The sequence below is a fragment of the Paenibacillus sp. FSL L8-0638 genome (genome assembly GCF_038593075.1).
Taxonomy (GTDB): domain Bacteria; phylum Bacillota; class Bacilli; order Paenibacillales; family Paenibacillaceae; genus Paenibacillus; species Paenibacillus polymyxa_D.
In genome coordinates, this window is record NZ_CP151960.1 from 1,322,545 (window position 1) to 1,337,816 (window position 15,272).

Sequence of the window (15,272 nt, forward strand, 5' to 3'; positions counted from 1 at the left end):
TCCATGTCGTTCACAGAGCCAATTGTTACAATAAAGTCATACTTAAATATGAAGAGAAATTGTATAGGAGGGAGGATTTTTGTGGAGAAAACCATTTTGGATTATCTAGTCCTGATTAAAAGAAGATTGTGGCTGATTGCGATTTTTGTCATTCTCTCATGTGTAACAACATACTTTGTGAGCGACAATGTCGTGAAGCCAGTCTACTCCGCTTCAAGCCAACTGCTGGTTAATCATATTTCCGCCAAGCAGGGGAGCAACAATCTGAACGACGTCAACACAAGTCTTAATTTGGTGGAAAGCTACAAGCAAATTCTCACTTCACCTAAAATTATGGACGCTGTTGTAGCGACTCATCCCGAGTTCGGTTTGACACAGCAGAAGTTGGCAGAAAAGCTGCAGATTAAATCCTCGGATAAAAGTCAGGTTATCGGTTTGACGTTTGAGGCAGGGAGCTATCCACAGGCCGCAGCGGTTGTAAACGCGGTTACCCAGAAATTCGTACAGACGGTTCCGGGATTGATGGAATTGAATAATGTAAAAATTTTAAATGAAGCGGATCCTCAGGCCAATCCTGACCCGATTAATGGGAACCCGCTCATGAATATTGCGATTAGTTTTCTCGTATCGCTGATGATTGCATTAGGCACGATTGTGTTCCTGGAAAGCATTAACGGCACGCTGCGCTCGGAAAAAGAGGCAGACGCAGACATCGGTATTCCGGTAATTGCATCGATTCCAGTCATTCGCAAGAAGGACATCGATGGAGCAGCCGGAAATTCCAAAGAACGGGTAGGGGAGCGTAAATATGCTGCGATTGAATGACATGTTGATTACAGAAAGTAATCCATCATCGTATATCTCGGAATCATTTCGATCCCTCCGTACATACATTCGGCAGCAGGTGATTGGACAAAAGGACCGTGGGACGGTTCTATTGTTGACCTCGCCGGAAAGCGGAGCGGGTAAAACAACACTGCTCGCCAACATCGGAGTTTCTTTTGCACAAGAAGGCAAGAAGGTGGCTCTGGTGGATTGCAATCTGCATAAGCCAGCGCTGCACGAGATATTCGGAATGGAGAATACCGGAGGTCTATCGGCTTATTTGCGCGGTGGGGCTTCTTCCAAGTCTATCGTTAGGCATGGTGGTCTGGAGCTATCGGTTGTTCCCGGTGGAGACACCCTGTACAACGCAGCGGATCTGCTCGGTAGCGAACGTATGGCTGAGCTGCTGGAAGAGCTCAAACGTGAATATGACATCATCTTACTCGATTCAGCTCCGGCGCTGAATTATACGGATGCTCGCCTGATTGCAGGCTTGACAGATGGTGTGATTCTCGTTGCTAAACATGGTCGTACCAAACGGGAAGATCTGCGCAAAACAAAGCAACTCATGGAGCAGGCCAGTGCGACGCTGGTTGGAATTGTGATGAATCAGGTGAAGTAAGCAACACCAAAATTCGATGAAGCAAGGAGAATGAGTGCGATGACGAAAAGAGTGAAAAAGGCCATTATTCCAGCAGCAGGGTTAGGTACGCGCTTCCTCCCTGCCACCAAAGCGATGCCTAAGGAAATGCTTCCAATTATCAACAAGCCTACGATTCAATATATCGTGGAAGAAGCAATTGCTTCTGGTATTGAGGACATTATTATCGTTACGGGTAAAGGCAAACGTGCCATTGAGGATCACTTTGACAACGCATTTGAGCTGGAGTCAAAACTGCTCGAGGACGGAAAGCTGAAGCTTCTGGAGGAAGTACAGCGTTCTTCGGGAGTGGAAATTCACTACATTCGCCAAAAAGAACCCAAAGGTCTTGGACATGCGGTATGGTGCGCAAGACGCTTTATCGGGGACGAGCCGTTTGGTGTGCTGCTGGGCGATGATATCGTAACAGGTCAGAAGCCTTGCCTGCGCCAGCTGATGGATCAGTATGAGGAAACACAAAATTCGGTTATCGGTGTGCAGCGGGTACCGCAGGAATTTACGAACCGGTACGGCATCATTGAACCGGATCAGCAGGACGGACGCTTGTACCGAGTGAATAATTTTATAGAAAAACCAGCTCCAGGCACAGCGCCATCCGATTTGGCTATTATGGGTCGCTACGTGTTCTCACCGAAAATTTTCAAATATCTTGATCTTCAGGAAAAAGGAGCTGGCGGCGAAATTCAGTTGACGGATGCGATCCAAAAGCTGAATCAGAGTGAGCGTGTGTACGCCTATGATTTTGAAGGCACACGCTATGACGTAGGTGAGCGTCTTGGATATATTTTAACCACACTTGAATTTGCACTTGCCAGCGATGATTTGAAGTATCCGGTTATGGAGGCTATGAATGAATGGTTGAAAAAGACCGAGAAAGCAACCACGGCAGGTTGAGAGGGGGTACGTCAGCATGAGCATGGAAAATTTACCGGAGGACGGCGAGGCTGTCATGTCAGGTAAAGCGTTTTACATGCCATACGGAAATACACAAATTCAGGATAAAACGTCCTACCTGGTCACAAAACGCCTCCTTGATATGCTGCTGTCGTTCGTGGGCTTGATCGTCTTGCTTCCGCTTTTTGTAGTGGTAGGCGTATTGATTAAGCTCGAAGACCCAAAGGGAAGCGTGTTTTTCAAGCAAACTCGGGTGGGCAAGAATGAGAAGTTATTCGATATGTATAAATTCCGTTCAATGGTGTCCAATGCTGAGGAATTGAAAAAGGACTTGATGGAGCTGAATGAAGTGAGCGGCGCCATGTTCAAAATTAAAAACGATCCTCGGATCACGAAAATTGGTAGTTTTCTGCGCAAGACGAGTATTGATGAGATTCCGCAGCTGTGGAACGTGTTGGTCGGCGACATGACTTTAGTCGGTCCGCGTCCGCCGTTGCCCAGCGAGGTCGAGCAATATTCCGATTATGATAAGCAACGCCTGATTGTAACACCGGGATGTACGGGTTACTGGCAGGTGAGCGCACGTAACAGTGTAGGCTTCGAAGAAATGGTGCAAATGGATTTGAAGTATATTCATGTACGCAATACGTGGCTCGATTTGAAAATCATCATGAAAACAGGCGTTAAAATGCTGTTCTCCAAGGATGCTTATTGATGGATGCATTCAAGCGATGTCCCGCAGTATCCGTCGTTATTTGCACCTATAACCGGGCGGATCTGCTGGAAAAAACGTTAATGTCCCTGCTGGAGCTGGAAGACCTTGCACTGGCTGAGATCATTGTGGTCGATAATCGGTCCACCGATCATACAGCGGCGACGATCAAAAGGTTCACTGTCGCACATGGTCCGAATATCCATCTCCGATATCATTATGAGCGAGAGCAAGGACTGTCTGCTGCTCGTAATGCAGGCATTACGTTATCAAGAGCGGAAGTCATTGCTTTTCTCGATGATGATGCAATTCCGTGTGTTACATGGTTGCAAACGATTATGTCGGCATTCGGGAACAATCCTGAGCTGACGGCTATGGGTGGGAAAATTGACCCTATGTTTGAGACGGAACGACCGGGTTGGCTGACAGGCCCGCTTGAACTGCCTTACACGATTATCGATCTGGGCAAAGCCGTTCGTGAATACCCGTCGGGACTGAATCCATTTGGAGCGAATATGGCGATGCGCAAAACGGCTTTTGCCGCCGTTATGTTCCCGCTTCATCTAGGCAGAAAGGGAGATATCCTTCTATCTGGTGAAGAATCGTGGGTATTCGAGCAAATCCGTAAAAATGGTGGAACGATTATGTATCATCCACACATGTCTGTGGAACATTTTGTGCCGGCTTCACGGTTAACGAAAGAATGGATCATGAACCGCTACTATTGTCAGGGCATGTCTAACGCTGCTCAGGCCGTAGGTCTGCGCGGCAACGCGATGCTGATGGCGAAGACGGCAGCCAAAGTGTTATACATCACGGCGGATTCCCTGCTGGCACGTAGTGAGGGCAGGAAGCTGTTGAACCGGTGCAGGCTTGAAAGTATCCGTGGGACGCTGGATACACTGCGCAACCGGAAAAGCGAGTCAGCTGCGGGGTGAAAGATGGAACATGAGTAACTATCCTTGGACTACTAGAATAAACACCATACAGCATGTTTTTATTTTTCTACTGGGCGCTCTTGCTGTAGGAATTGCGGCTACCTATCAGCCGGTGGTCAGTATTGCGGCGGTATGTTTACTGCTCTTGCTGGCTGTTTCTATCCATCATCCGGAGCGCATCAGCTATGCTGTTTTGCTAAGTACAGCAGTCTCAGTCGATTCTCTGTATCAGGGCGGCGTGTTCGGTATTGAGATTTTGTCATTGTACAAATTGGGCATTTTGGCTCTGCTGGTGCCGTGCATGCTCGTGTATGGCATACGTCTCAAGTTCAGCTATCCGGTCTGGGCATTGGTGATCATGCTGGGGATCACATTTGGATTTTCAGCATGGATGCCTTTGTTAACGACCTCGATTGCCGTCAAGGCGTTCGTCGGTTTATCACTACCTTTCTTTTTTTTACTGATCCAGTGGAAAAAGGATGTGGCAGAAAAGCATATCCGACTGATCAGTCTGTTGCCAATTATTAGTGTGGTCATTGGGCTGGGTTTGCAGGTTCTAGGGCTGCATTCGTTTACGGATGTGGAATTTACGGGCGCAGTCAGAGTACAAGGAGCGAATATACCGCCGCATCTGGCAATGCTCTCCTTTCTCGGAATTGCCGTCTCTCTAATTGAGGTCAAGCGCAAACCCAAGCAAGCCGCTTTTTATTACACAGTGTTGGCACTGAACTTTTTGATTCTGATCGCCACCGGTACACGTGGACCGATTCTGGCATTGTTATTAATGTTTGCTGTGTATCTGTTTGATATTGCCCGTCAGTACCTCAAGGGGAAAGTCAATTATTTGCTACCGCTGGCCGGATCGTTTTTGGTTGCTCTGGGGGCGGTGGCCCTGCAATGGAACAATTTAAAAAAACGCTCCTTCGAACGGGAGACCGATACAGGCATTGACCTGTCGGGACGCTCGGAGGCATGGGAATATTTTTTGAACAGAGTACATGATTACCCTTGGTCAGGTAGAGGTCTTGGCGCGGTAACGGTTGCGAACGACGGGACGTTATTCAATGGTTTCGTTGTACCGCATAATGAGTATATTCGCTTTTATTTTGACACGGGATATATCGGTTGCGGGCTATTAATGCTTTCATTGCTGATCGTGTTCGCTCTCATTTACCGGTCGCTTGCCAAGTCTATCAAACCTTATTTTGCAAGCTTAATTGCAGGCTTTCTGATCTACTCGTTTTCAGATAATACGTTGTCGACGGTTCAGATGATTATTCCATTTTGCTGGTATTTAAACGCGTTATACCAGACATCTACTCAAACCGATTTTCGCAAAGAGAAGTGATACGATGAGCAGAGTGAACATGTTCGATGTCAACTTTGATAATTACGATTTTAATGATCTACTCGAATTTATAGATACTTCTATTGAACATCAGCGTCATTCCTACATTTTGACCTGTAATGTCGATCATGTGATCAAGCTTCGCAAGGATGATGAATTCCGCAAGGTGTATTCAGATGCCGGAGCTGTAGTGGCCGATGGGATGCCTATCATATGGGCGTCCAAGTTACTGAAAAAGCCCCTCAAACAAAAAGTGTCCGGGTCAGATTTGTTCACTCGGTTGGGGGAGGCTTTTGAGGATCGAGGCTATCGTTTATTTTTTCTGGGTGCAGCTGACGGTATTCCTGAGAAGGCTATGCTCAATCTCCAGGAATCTTATCCGAACATGAACGTGGTGGGCTGTTACTCTCCTTCTTATGGATTTGAGAAAAACGAAGAGGAGAACAGACACATTGTCCAATTGCTGCAAGAGGCTCGCCCGGACATCGTTTTTGTTGGTGTAGGCGCACCTAAACAGGAAAAATGGATTTACAGATATTATGAGACTTACCGCGCTCCGATTTCGATTGGGGTGGGAGCGACCTTTGATTTCCTGTCGGGAAATGTGAAAAGAGCACCGGAGCTGATGCAGAAGACGGGATTTGAATGGTTCTGGAGATTGTCTCAGGAGCCTAAACGATTGTGGAAAAGATATTTGATTGAGGATTCCCAATTTCTCGTTCTGCTGTTTAAGGAGATGTTCAAGCGGAAGCGGATGAAGGGAGGTCAGGGGTGAGAAACATGAGTCGGTTGGCAGATCAGCAGATTTCCGTTTGGCTAGGAAATCGGCGTGGAATCGGCATGATCGGCATGGGGTTGCTGGCTTGTATGCTGCCACTCGCCATCGGATTTGCCAGCGCCAAGATGAATCCCACCATGAGCCAGCAGGGAGCCATATTGCTGGCGCTCGTTTTTCCGGCCTTCCTGCTGGCGATCTTGCAATCCCGGCTATTGATTCCTTACACGCTGGCAGTGTGGGCAGTAGGCCCGGAAATCCGCCGTATTGCGGATTGGTTGGAGGGAACGTACCACTCGGTTTCCTTGTTGAGCGTGGCACCGCTGCTGGTAAGCAGCATGTTGATTATTCCTGTGCTGCGGGGTATTCATCTGGCGGAAAAGCCATTAACCCGAATTGCTGTATTTTTCGGCATAGAATTGGCCTACGGAAGTGTCGTCGGGTTATTCAAAAATGGTATTGTTTTTGCTTATGATTTAGCCAATTATGTGGTTCCTTTGATCCTATTGCCATATTTTGCGATTAAGCCCATGAAAGCGAAGGAACTGGACCGACTGCTGTATTCATATGCCAACATTGCTGTTCTTGTGGCGATTTACGGCATTATTCAGTATTTGACAGTTCCTCCTTGGGATGCATTTTGGATGAATCATGTAGAAATGAATTCCATTGGTGTTCCAGAACCGCTTCAAATCAGAGTGTTTTCTTCCATGAACTCGCCCGGTCCGTGCGCTATTTTCCTGGCGATGGCACTTGTACCCATGCTAATGGAAAAACGGTGGCGTGGCACTTTGGGATGGATCGGAATTCTGCTGACGGTCGTTTGTCTCTTAATCACGCTGGTACGTTCAGCCTGGCTAATTGCATTCGTCATGTTGTTGGCTTATATTCTCAGTTCATCTTCCAAGGGCAAGTGGAAGACCTTGGTTCAACTCGCTGTCGTCGGTCTTCTTCTCTACATTATTGTTCCAAAACTTCCAGGGGCAGAGGGTTTGGTGGCTCGTATGCAGACGCTGACGGATATTCAACAGGATCATTCGTACAACGAGCGTTTGGATTTACTGCATACGATGCTTCCGGCGATTACTAGCAATCCAGTCGGGCAGGGGATCGGGAGTGTAGGAATCGGAACCAAGCTTGATAACGGCGGCGATCTCGGTGAACTTGGGATTATGGATAATGGGTATATTGCCATTTTCCTCACCTTCGGTATTTTCGGAGCATTCTTTTTCTTCGGTGGTCTGTTCGTTATCATCAAGCGCCTTCTCGTCCGTATTGCCGAACGAGATTCCAGTCAGCCTTATATCAGACTGGCGTTGGCTACGTGGGCCGGAGCTGTAGCCAGTCTCATATCGGATAATGGTTTCCCGGGTATGCGCGGCTATCTGATCTGGATGATGATCGGAATAGGACTATGGGCAAAAGATGTCATCGCGGAAAGAAGGTAAAGGCTGTGCAAAACTTACAAGCATTATCCGCACCTGTCCGGACACTATGGTCCACAGTGATTCGGTTTGCCAAAAGCAAGGATAACAGCTCTGCAGCAGTAAAAACGATGATATTCAGTATGCTGATTCTCGTCGTGAACATGCTGACTGGTGTGCTAACGGCACGATTCCTAGGTCCTACTGGACGCGGGGAACAGACAGCGATGGTGAACTGGTCTCAATTTCTCGCCTTCTGCATGAGCTTCGGTGTCCCTTCTGCATTGATTTACAATGCGAAAAGGAAACCGGAGGAAACGGGCAAGCTGTATGGTTTGGCCTTGTTGCTGGCTACCATGTTCGGGGGCTTGGCGACACTCGTCGGAGTATTTCTAATTCCTTATTGGCTGCGCTCTTTTTCTTCATCGGTCATCCTTTTCGCGCAGTGTTCCATGATGATGTGTCCGCTCATAGCGATTTCACAGATCAATAATGCATTGCTTCAAGTTCGCTCGGAATATAAGCAGTACAATTTATTCCGGTATCTGGTACCGCTAAGTACGTTGCTGGGTCTGGCGATTCTGATCCTAACCGGAAATATGAATCCGTACACCTCGGCATTGGCTTATTTGCTACCAGGCTTGCCGATTTATATCGGTGTCACGATACGAATGATTCGGCTGTACAAACCCAAGGTAAAGAACAGCTGGACGCAATTTAAAAATCTCTTTACCTACGGTATGGGTTCATACGGAAATGATCTCATGGGGCAGGTTTCCACTTATATTGATCAGATTTTGATTGCGGGTCTGCTCAGACCCGCTGATCTCGGTTTATATGCAGTAGCGGTCAGCTTGGCCAGGATGGTGAATGTATTTTCTACCTCGATCATTGTCGTGCTGTTTCCCAAAGCCTCTGGTCTGAATAAGGAAGAGGCGGTGGACATAACATTTCGGGCATTTCGAGTGACATCAACAGCAACCTTTCTGGCTGCGATGATGCTGATGCTGATTGCTCCGTTCGTATTTACATTGTTATATGGTCAAGAGTTTAAACAAGCGCTTACGGTATTCCGGTTCCTTGTGCTTGAGGTTGCTATCAGTGGAGGGACCATGGTGCTGGCACAACAATTTATGGCGTTGGGTAAGCCCAAACTGGTTACCATTCTACAGGGTGTCGGATTGGCGCTCGTCATTCCATTGCTGTCCATACTCGTGCCGAGATATGGATTGACGGGTGCAGGGATAGCAATGCTGTCTTCGGGGATTCTACGGTTCATTTTCATTTTATGTAATGTTAAATTCGTTCTAAAAATGAAGATTCCAAGACTGCTTATTTCCAAACAAGATTTTCAATGGCTCCGATCAACGATGTCACACTACATCCGGAAAAAGCCAGTTAACGGTTAGATAAAGAAGGAGGCACCCGCTAATGAACCACATGTCTAGCGTTCCCGCGGACAACCGGATATCCGTAGTTATTATCGCTCAGGATGATGGCACTCGAATCACAGCCGCCATTAAATCCTGCAAGCCCTTTGCGGACGATATCGTCGTCATTGACGGAGGGAGCAAGGACAATACGATTCAGGTAGCTGAATCCTTGGGCTGTCGGGTGTTTTCTAACCCGTGGCCCGGTTATGCCAAGCAGCGCATGTTTGGTGTTGAAAAAGCGGAATTTGATTGGATATTCCTGATTGATACGGACGAAGTAGTGGATGCAGAGTTGCTTGGAGATTTGTTGAAAGTAAAGGAAACGCTCCACGATCCGGCCAAAGCATATTCCGTATTTCGGATTGGCGATTTTCTCGGCAAATGGATGAATAAAGGCGAATATCTGGTTCGTTTGTACAATCGTCGTATTTATGGCATTACGAATAGTCTTGTTCATGAAATGCCGGATGTAGCCTCTTCCCAGATTGTCAATCTGGAGGGTGTGTTATGGCACTACGGCTTCCGCAGCATCAGTGATCATATGACCCGTTTTAATAAATATACAGATCTGGAAGCAGAGACGGCGTTTAACAAAGGAAGATCCTTTCGGATGACCAGACTGTTGTGGCGGCCTCCTGCCCGCTTTGTGCAGAAGTATTTTGTCCAAGGCTTATACCGCAAGGGATTGGCGGGTTTTGCCGTAGCCGTTTTCTGGGTGATGTATGAGTTTCTCGTCTGCTTCAAGCATTATGAGCTAACCAAGCGGCGAAAAAAGATAGAAATCGTGGATGACGGACATACCGAGCAGAAAGGAGAAACCAGCTATGTCGTACAATAACGGATTTCGTATTGCGGCAACGGGGTTGAGCTGGCCGTCTTTGCAGCCAGGAGGCCTCAACACATATTTCCAATCGATCTGTGAGCAGCTTACGTTAGAGCGCAATACGTTGGATGCTCTAATCTGTAGTGACGAGCAGCCGCAAGCGCCCGATCGTATTCGGATTCATACGATTGGCAGCAAGCAGCAATCCATCTGGAAGCGCCGGGAGCTAATGCAAAAATATGCAGCAGAGTTGTTCGACAAGCAACCGATGGATATATTGTATTCCCATTTTGCTCCCTATAGTGTCGGGCCAGCGCTGGAGGCGAAAAAAAGAGGAATCCCGGTAGTTACCACCTTTCACGGACCGTGGACGGAGGAAATGAAGATTGAAGGACAGGGTATCAAGCATTTTCTAAAAACGACGTTGGCTAAATCCATTGAAATGAAGGCCTACGGTCTGTCGGATAAATTTATAGTGCTAAGCGAGACTTTTCGAGATATTTTGCATGAGCACTATAAGGTTCCACTCAGCAAAATTCACATTATTCCCGGAGCGGCGAATGTAGAAAGGTTCCACCCAGCAGAGGATCGGGGAGCAGTACGAGAGCGCCTGAATTTGCCGCAAAACGCGACGATTGTGCTAACCGTTCGTCGTCTTGTTAATCGAATGGGACTGCTACAGCTACTCGAAGCATGGCGACGAGTAACCGAGCGTCATCCTGATCATCTGCTGCTGATTGGAGGGAAGGGCCCCTTGATGGAGGAATTGGCTTCCAAGGTAGCGGAATACAATCTTCATAACCATGTAAGGTTGCTCGGTTATGTGTCGGATGAGGAGCTTCCACTGTACCATCAAGCATCGAATTTGTTCGTCGTACCTACACAGGCGCTGGAAGGTTTCGGTCTGATCACGGTGGAGGCAATGGCTTCGGGACTGCCAGTGCTGGCCACTCCTGTGGGCGGTAGCAAGGAAATTTTAAGGGGATTCCGTCCCGAGCTATTGTTCCAGGGAACGGACAGTGAAGCCATTGCTGAAGGGTTGCTGCGTGTGCTGGATCATCGTGAACTTCTACCGAATGCAAGGGAATGCCGGGACCATGTCCTGAGCAGATATACATGGGGACATGTAGCGGAGCAGGTGGAAGAGGTGTTCCGACAGGTCCTTGACAGAAAGGCGGCGGCGAAATGATGAGAGTAGCTTATATTGACCATACGGCAAGATGGAGCGGCGGCGAAGTCGCTTTGTATAACATACTGACGAATATCGGGGAACATATCGACCCGCTCGTTATTTTGGCAGAGGAGGGCGATTTGGCAGATCGGCTTCGGCAGCGTGATATTGATGTGCGCATCGTTCCATTGGACGATTCGATTCGCAATCGGGGACGGAACGCCGTGAATCTAGGTGCGCCTGCAGCAGCTTTTCGTTTGCTGGCATACGGTAGAAAACTTGCGCCCTTGCTGCGTGAGGAAAAGGTCGTGTGCGTTCACACGAACTCGCTCAAGTCTGCACTGTATGGTACAGTAGCTGCCAAATCGGCGAAGCTGCCCTTGATCTGGCATATCCGTGACCACATCGGTCCGCCGTATCTGAAGCCGATTGTAGCCAAAGGGATTCGGCTGATGTCCCGCTTTTTGCCCAACGGAGTGATTGCCAATTCCAAGTCCACGCTGAGTGCATTGGAGTTACCCCCGGACAAAAAGACGCTCGTCGTTTATTCCGCTTTTGCCAAAGCAATTACAGCACGTGACACGGCTGCGCATTCACGTGGTGATGACTCGTTTAACGTCGTATTGGTCGGCAGATTGGCGGAATGGAAGGGACAACATATTTTACTGGAGGCGGCACGTTCCTTTTTACCGGATCAGCGCGTGAAATTCTGGCTGGCTGGAGATGCATTGTTCGGAGAAGAGGAATACAAGCAACGATTAGAGTCCACGATGCGCGAATACGGGTTGGCTAATGTCAATCTGCTGGGGCACGTCGATGACATTCAAGGCCTGATGCAGCGTTGTGATTTGCTGATTCATACCTCTATTACACCAGAACCATTCGGTCAGGTCATTATTGAAGGCATGGCTGCTGGTCTCCCAGTGATTGCTTCCAATGAGGGTGGACCCAAGGAAACGGTGGTACCCCATGAAACCGGGCTGCTTATTGAACCGGGTGACCCGGCTAAGCTGGAAGAAGCCATCCGCTGGATGTTGGAGCATCCACAGGAACGTCAGCAGATGGGTGAGAGAGGGATGGAGCGGGTCAAGAAGCATTTTGTCATCGAGAACACAGTTAAGGATATAGTTCATTACTATAAGGGTTTGTTGGCAGGAGTCTGACCGACATTCGCGTTAAAGGATGATTTAGATGAAAATAGCGATAGCACACGATTACTTAATCCAAATGGGCGGAGCGGAAAGGGTAGTAGAGGTATTCCACGATATGTATCCGGAGGCTCCTATCTTCACAACGGTGTTCAGCGACGACCGCCTGTCGCGTAACTTGAAAGATGCGGATATTAGAGCCACTTGGCTACAAAAAGTCCCAGGAGTGAAGGCCAACTTCAAAGGAGTGCTGCCGCTATATCCCATCGCTATCCGTGATTTTGATTTTAGGGATTTCGATATTGTTTTAAGCTCCAGCAGTGCATTTATGAAAAGCATCCAGGTACCCAAACATACGTTTCACATTTGTTATTGTCACACACCGATGCGGTTTGCCTGGGATTACGATACATATATGGCCCGGCAGTCCAAATCCAACCTGCTCAAAAACATGCTAAAGCTGTACATGAACCGGTTGAAAACATGGGATGCCAAAACTTCGCGCAACGTAGACCAGTTTGTCGCCAACTCTTCGGTTGTTAAAAGAAGAATTTTGCACTATTACCAAAGGGATTCGGATGTCATTTTCCCACCTATTAATACATCCCGTTTTAAACGCGCTACAAACATCGGTGACTATTACCTGATCGTATCCCGATTGGTGTCCTACAAGCGCATCGATCTCGCGATCGAAGCATTCAAACGTAACGGTCTCAAGCTGCGCATTGTGGGTGAAGGACCAGATCGTAAACGACTCGAAGGTATGGCTGCCCCGAACATTGAGTTCCTCGGCAGGCTTGAGGACGAAGAGGTTAACAAGCTGATGGCAGAATGCCGAGCGCTCGTTTTTCCGGGCGAAGAGGACTTCGGTATTACGCCTTTGGAGGCGAATGCGGCCGGACGGCCTGTTATCGCTTTTCAGGGTGGGGGAGCGCTGGATACGATTGTTCCTCATGTGAACGGCGTATTTTTCCGCAAGCATCAAGTAGAGGATGTGCTAGAGGCCGTCGCAAAGGTCGAGCAGCATGCATGGAATGTGGACGATATCATTACCCATGCCCGCAAATTTGATGAAGATAACTTCAAGGATCAACTAAAAAAGTATGTAGAACAAGCCTATGTGAACTTTCTAAAAGGAGGATGAACGGAATGAAGCTGGCTGTAATTGGTACTGGATACGTTGGGCTCGTCTCGGGTGTATGTTTTGCGCAAAAAGGTAATGAGGTGATTTGTGTCGATCTGGAGCAGTACAAAATCGACATGTTGAACCGGGCAGAATCTCCGATTTATGAACCGGGTATTGAGGAATTGATCGCGCTGAATCTGGAAGCAGGTCGATTGGAGTTTACTTCGGATTTGGCTGATGCGGTACGCCGGTCGGATATCGTCATTTTGGCGGTAGGTACGCCTTCTCTGGCTAACGGCGAGGCGAACTTGTCCTACATTGAACAGGCGGCTGCTGATGTTGGGAAAGCCATGAACGGGTATAAGATTATTATGACCAAGAGTACTGTACCTGTCGGAACGAACGAAAAGATTAAGGACGTATTGGCTCGTCACACGAGTTTGTCTTTCGATATCGTATCTGCGCCGGAGTTTCTGAGAGAAGGCTCAGCCATCAATGATACGCTTCATCCGGATCGCATCATTATTGGTTTGGACAATACTGGATTGCGTGAAACAATGGTCACTCTGCATCAGGTGTTCACGGATAAAATCTATGTGACGGATATCCGTAGTGCTGAAATGATCAAATACGCGTCCAATGCGTTCCTGGCAACTAAAATTTCGTTTATTAACGAAATCGCTAATATTTGCGAAAAGGTTGGCGCCGATGTAACCTGTGTGGCTGATGGCATGGGTATGGACAAACGGATCGGCTCCTCTTTCCTACAAGCAGGGATCGGGTATGGTGGCTCTTGCTTTCCAAAAGACACAAATGCGCTTATCCAAATTGCGGGTAATGTAGACTATGAATTTAAGTTGTTGAAATCGGTGGTCGAGGTGAATACCGACCAGCGCTTTATGATTGTATCCAAGCTGCGTGAATCGCTGGGTCAACTGAACGGTGTGTCGATTGGCATTTGGGGCCTCGCCTTCAAGCCAAATACAGACGACATCCGCGAAGCTCCAGCACTGGAAATCGTAGAAACACTCATTCAGGCAGGCGCAATTGTCAAACTGTATGATCCCATTGCGATGGATAAATTCAAGGAGCACGTGGATCACCCGAATATTGTGTGGTGCTCATCCCCACAGCAAGCCGCCGAAGGTAGCGACGCTGTGTGCCTGTTGACCGATTGGGAAGAGTTCAAAAAGGTCGATCTCGTACAACTGGCCTCCCTTCTGCGCAAACCGGTTCTAATTGACGGTCGTAACGTATTCGCCGAGGAACAGATTCAAGGCTCCGGGCTGGAATACTATTCCGTGGGTCGTCCGCGGATGAGTGGGTGGAACAGAGATAAAGTGGAAGTTTAAAAAGTGACTGTGGTGGTGGGGGAGGCGCTGCGCGTGCAGATTGTTCTTCCGATTGCTGTTACCCCCGGATTTTCTTGATTGTGTAAAACATTCAAAGGTTAAAATCCGGGGGTAAAGGCAAACGCTGACGCTTCTTCAGAACAATTCTGCCCGCTCCGCTGCTTTCTGCCGTGGAGTCACAGTTTTTAAACTCCCACCTTATGGGATGGGAGTAGGAAGGGCGTATCGGAAGGAGCGGCACAGTTGAGGCCGCTCCTTCCGGTCAAGCGCCGCTGCGCCGCCTCTGTGGAGCAAGCACTACCATGCGGATACGCTATGCTGCTCCTGCGACGCAAAGACGCCATTGCTGTTGCCGAAGGCGTGAGATTTTTACAGGCTGACCGGACTTAATAATGTCCGGTCGCGCCTTTTGCAATAAACGGTATGATCGGCATGATGCATTTTTGAGTAGCGCAGGGGTGGATTTGAATCTGGAGAAGCGATAGCGTTCGCCTTTGGACCGGGATTCAAACCTATATACGATTTTATATAATCGAATGAATCCCGGTCCAACAGCGATCGTAAGATCAAATCCAGCCCGTAGCGGACTACTCAACCCTGCCCCATCCGATCACCCATACATTATAGAGAGGAAGTGGAGAG

General features: G+C 48.2%; 15 protein-coding genes. All 15 read left to right on the forward strand.

All coding sequences use genetic code 11. The features are described from left to right. Positions 1-81: 81 nt before the first annotated feature. The 15 genes from MKY35_RS05930 to MKY35_RS06000 all read left to right on the forward strand — a co-directional run bounded on the left by MKY35_RS05930 (position 82) and on the right by MKY35_RS06000 (position 15,020). The gene (locus tag MKY35_RS05930) at positions 82-825 is read left to right on the forward strand and encodes a Wzz/FepE/Etk N-terminal domain-containing protein (protein ID WP_029516190.1); all 744 of its coding nucleotides are present in this window, start codon (positions 82-84) and stop codon (positions 823-825) included. Beyond that, the gene (locus MKY35_RS05935) at positions 809-1,447 is read left to right on the forward strand and encodes a CpsD/CapB family tyrosine-protein kinase (protein ID WP_029516191.1); all 639 of its coding nucleotides are present in this window, start codon (positions 809-811) and stop codon (positions 1,445-1,447) included. The genes MKY35_RS05930 and MKY35_RS05935 overlap by 17 nt, the downstream gene beginning before the upstream one ends. Before the next feature lie 39 nt (positions 1,448-1,486). After that, positions 1,487-2,380: a UTP--glucose-1-phosphate uridylyltransferase GalU gene (galU, locus tag MKY35_RS05940; RefSeq protein ID WP_013309151.1), complete on the forward strand. Its 894-nt coding sequence runs from the start codon at positions 1,487-1,489 to the stop codon at positions 2,378-2,380. A 16-nt stretch (positions 2,381-2,396) separates the two neighbouring features. Then, positions 2,397-3,095 (forward strand): sugar transferase, encoded by a 699-nt coding sequence (locus tag MKY35_RS05945; protein ID WP_013309152.1) that lies wholly within the window; start codon positions 2,397-2,399, stop codon positions 3,093-3,095. Next, complete coding sequence (locus MKY35_RS05950) at positions 3,095-4,030, forward strand: glycosyltransferase (protein ID WP_342445874.1); 936 nt, start codon at positions 3,095-3,097, stop codon at positions 4,028-4,030. The genes MKY35_RS05945 and MKY35_RS05950 overlap by 1 nt, the downstream gene beginning before the upstream one ends. A 10-nt stretch (positions 4,031-4,040) precedes the next feature. Then, the gene (locus MKY35_RS05955; protein WP_039269528.1) at positions 4,041-5,378 is read left to right on the forward strand and encodes an O-antigen ligase family protein; all 1,338 of its coding nucleotides are present in this window, start codon (positions 4,041-4,043) and stop codon (positions 5,376-5,378) included. A gap of 4 nt (positions 5,379-5,382) precedes the next feature. Then, a complete protein-coding gene (locus MKY35_RS05960; RefSeq protein ID WP_013309155.1) occupies positions 5,383-6,153 on the forward strand; it encodes a WecB/TagA/CpsF family glycosyltransferase in 771 nt (256 codons plus the stop codon). Positions 6,154-6,158: 5 nt separating this feature from the next. Further along, complete coding sequence (locus tag MKY35_RS05965) at positions 6,159-7,601, forward strand: O-antigen ligase family protein (protein ID WP_322251285.1); 1,443 nt, start codon at positions 6,159-6,161, stop codon at positions 7,599-7,601. Between the two features lie 5 nt (positions 7,602-7,606). Then, positions 7,607-8,986, forward strand: coding sequence for an oligosaccharide flippase family protein (locus tag MKY35_RS05970; RefSeq protein WP_029516196.1), 1,380 nt, complete (start codon positions 7,607-7,609; stop codon positions 8,984-8,986). Positions 8,987-9,008: 22 nt separating this feature from the next. Beyond that, positions 9,009-9,848: a glycosyltransferase family 2 protein gene (locus MKY35_RS05975; protein ID WP_039269533.1), complete on the forward strand. Its 840-nt coding sequence runs from the start codon at positions 9,009-9,011 to the stop codon at positions 9,846-9,848. Continuing rightward, positions 9,835-11,022 (forward strand): glycosyltransferase family 4 protein, encoded by a 1,188-nt coding sequence (locus MKY35_RS05980; RefSeq protein WP_029516197.1) that lies wholly within the window; start codon positions 9,835-9,837, stop codon positions 11,020-11,022. Before MKY35_RS05975 ends, MKY35_RS05980 begins: the two co-directional genes overlap by 14 nt. Continuing rightward, positions 11,019-12,167 (forward strand): glycosyltransferase family 4 protein, encoded by a 1,149-nt coding sequence (locus MKY35_RS05985; RefSeq protein WP_029516198.1) that lies wholly within the window; start codon positions 11,019-11,021, stop codon positions 12,165-12,167. Before MKY35_RS05980 ends, MKY35_RS05985 begins: the two co-directional genes overlap by 4 nt. A gap of 28 nt (positions 12,168-12,195) precedes the next feature. Then, complete coding sequence (locus MKY35_RS05990) at positions 12,196-13,296, forward strand: glycosyltransferase (RefSeq protein WP_029516199.1); 1,101 nt, start codon at positions 12,196-12,198, stop codon at positions 13,294-13,296. A gap of 5 nt (positions 13,297-13,301) precedes the next feature. After that, positions 13,302-14,630, forward strand: a complete 1,329-nt coding sequence (locus tag MKY35_RS05995; protein WP_029516200.1) for a UDP-glucose/GDP-mannose dehydrogenase family protein — start codon at positions 13,302-13,304, stop codon at positions 14,628-14,630. 243 nt (positions 14,631-14,873) lie between these two features. Further along, positions 14,874-15,020 (forward strand): hypothetical protein, encoded by a 147-nt coding sequence (locus tag MKY35_RS06000; RefSeq protein ID WP_342445875.1) that lies wholly within the window; start codon positions 14,874-14,876, stop codon positions 15,018-15,020. Positions 15,021-15,272 lie beyond the last annotated feature (252 nt).

What these genes read in the sequence shown, in the direction of transcription:
- MKY35_RS05935 (WP_029516191.1), top strand. Translation starts at nt 809, where the DNA reads ATGCTGCGATTGAATGACATGTTGATTACAGAAAGTAATCCATCATCG.
- galU (WP_013309151.1), top strand. Translation starts at nt 1,487, where the DNA reads ATGACGAAAAGAGTGAAAAAGGCCATTATTCCAGCAGCAGGGTTAGGT.
- MKY35_RS05945 (WP_013309152.1), top strand. Translation starts at nt 2,397, where the DNA reads ATGAGCATGGAAAATTTACCGGAGGACGGCGAGGCTGTCATGTCAGGT.
- MKY35_RS05950 (WP_342445874.1), top strand. Translation starts at nt 3,095, where the DNA reads ATGGATGCATTCAAGCGATGTCCCGCAGTATCCGTCGTTATTTGCACC.
- MKY35_RS05955 (WP_039269528.1), top strand. Translation starts at nt 4,041, where the DNA reads ATGAGTAACTATCCTTGGACTACTAGAATAAACACCATACAGCATGTT.
- MKY35_RS05960 (WP_013309155.1), top strand. Translation starts at nt 5,383, where the DNA reads ATGAGCAGAGTGAACATGTTCGATGTCAACTTTGATAATTACGATTTT.
- MKY35_RS05965 (WP_322251285.1), top strand. Translation starts at nt 6,159, where the DNA reads ATGAGTCGGTTGGCAGATCAGCAGATTTCCGTTTGGCTAGGAAATCGG.
- MKY35_RS05975 (WP_039269533.1), top strand. Translation starts at nt 9,009, where the DNA reads ATGAACCACATGTCTAGCGTTCCCGCGGACAACCGGATATCCGTAGTT.
- MKY35_RS05980 (WP_029516197.1), top strand. Translation starts at nt 9,835, where the DNA reads ATGTCGTACAATAACGGATTTCGTATTGCGGCAACGGGGTTGAGCTGG.
- MKY35_RS05985 (WP_029516198.1), top strand. Translation starts at nt 11,019, where the DNA reads ATGATGAGAGTAGCTTATATTGACCATACGGCAAGATGGAGCGGCGGC.
- MKY35_RS05990 (WP_029516199.1), top strand. Translation starts at nt 12,196, where the DNA reads ATGAAAATAGCGATAGCACACGATTACTTAATCCAAATGGGCGGAGCG.
- MKY35_RS05995 (WP_029516200.1), top strand. Translation starts at nt 13,302, where the DNA reads ATGAAGCTGGCTGTAATTGGTACTGGATACGTTGGGCTCGTCTCGGGT.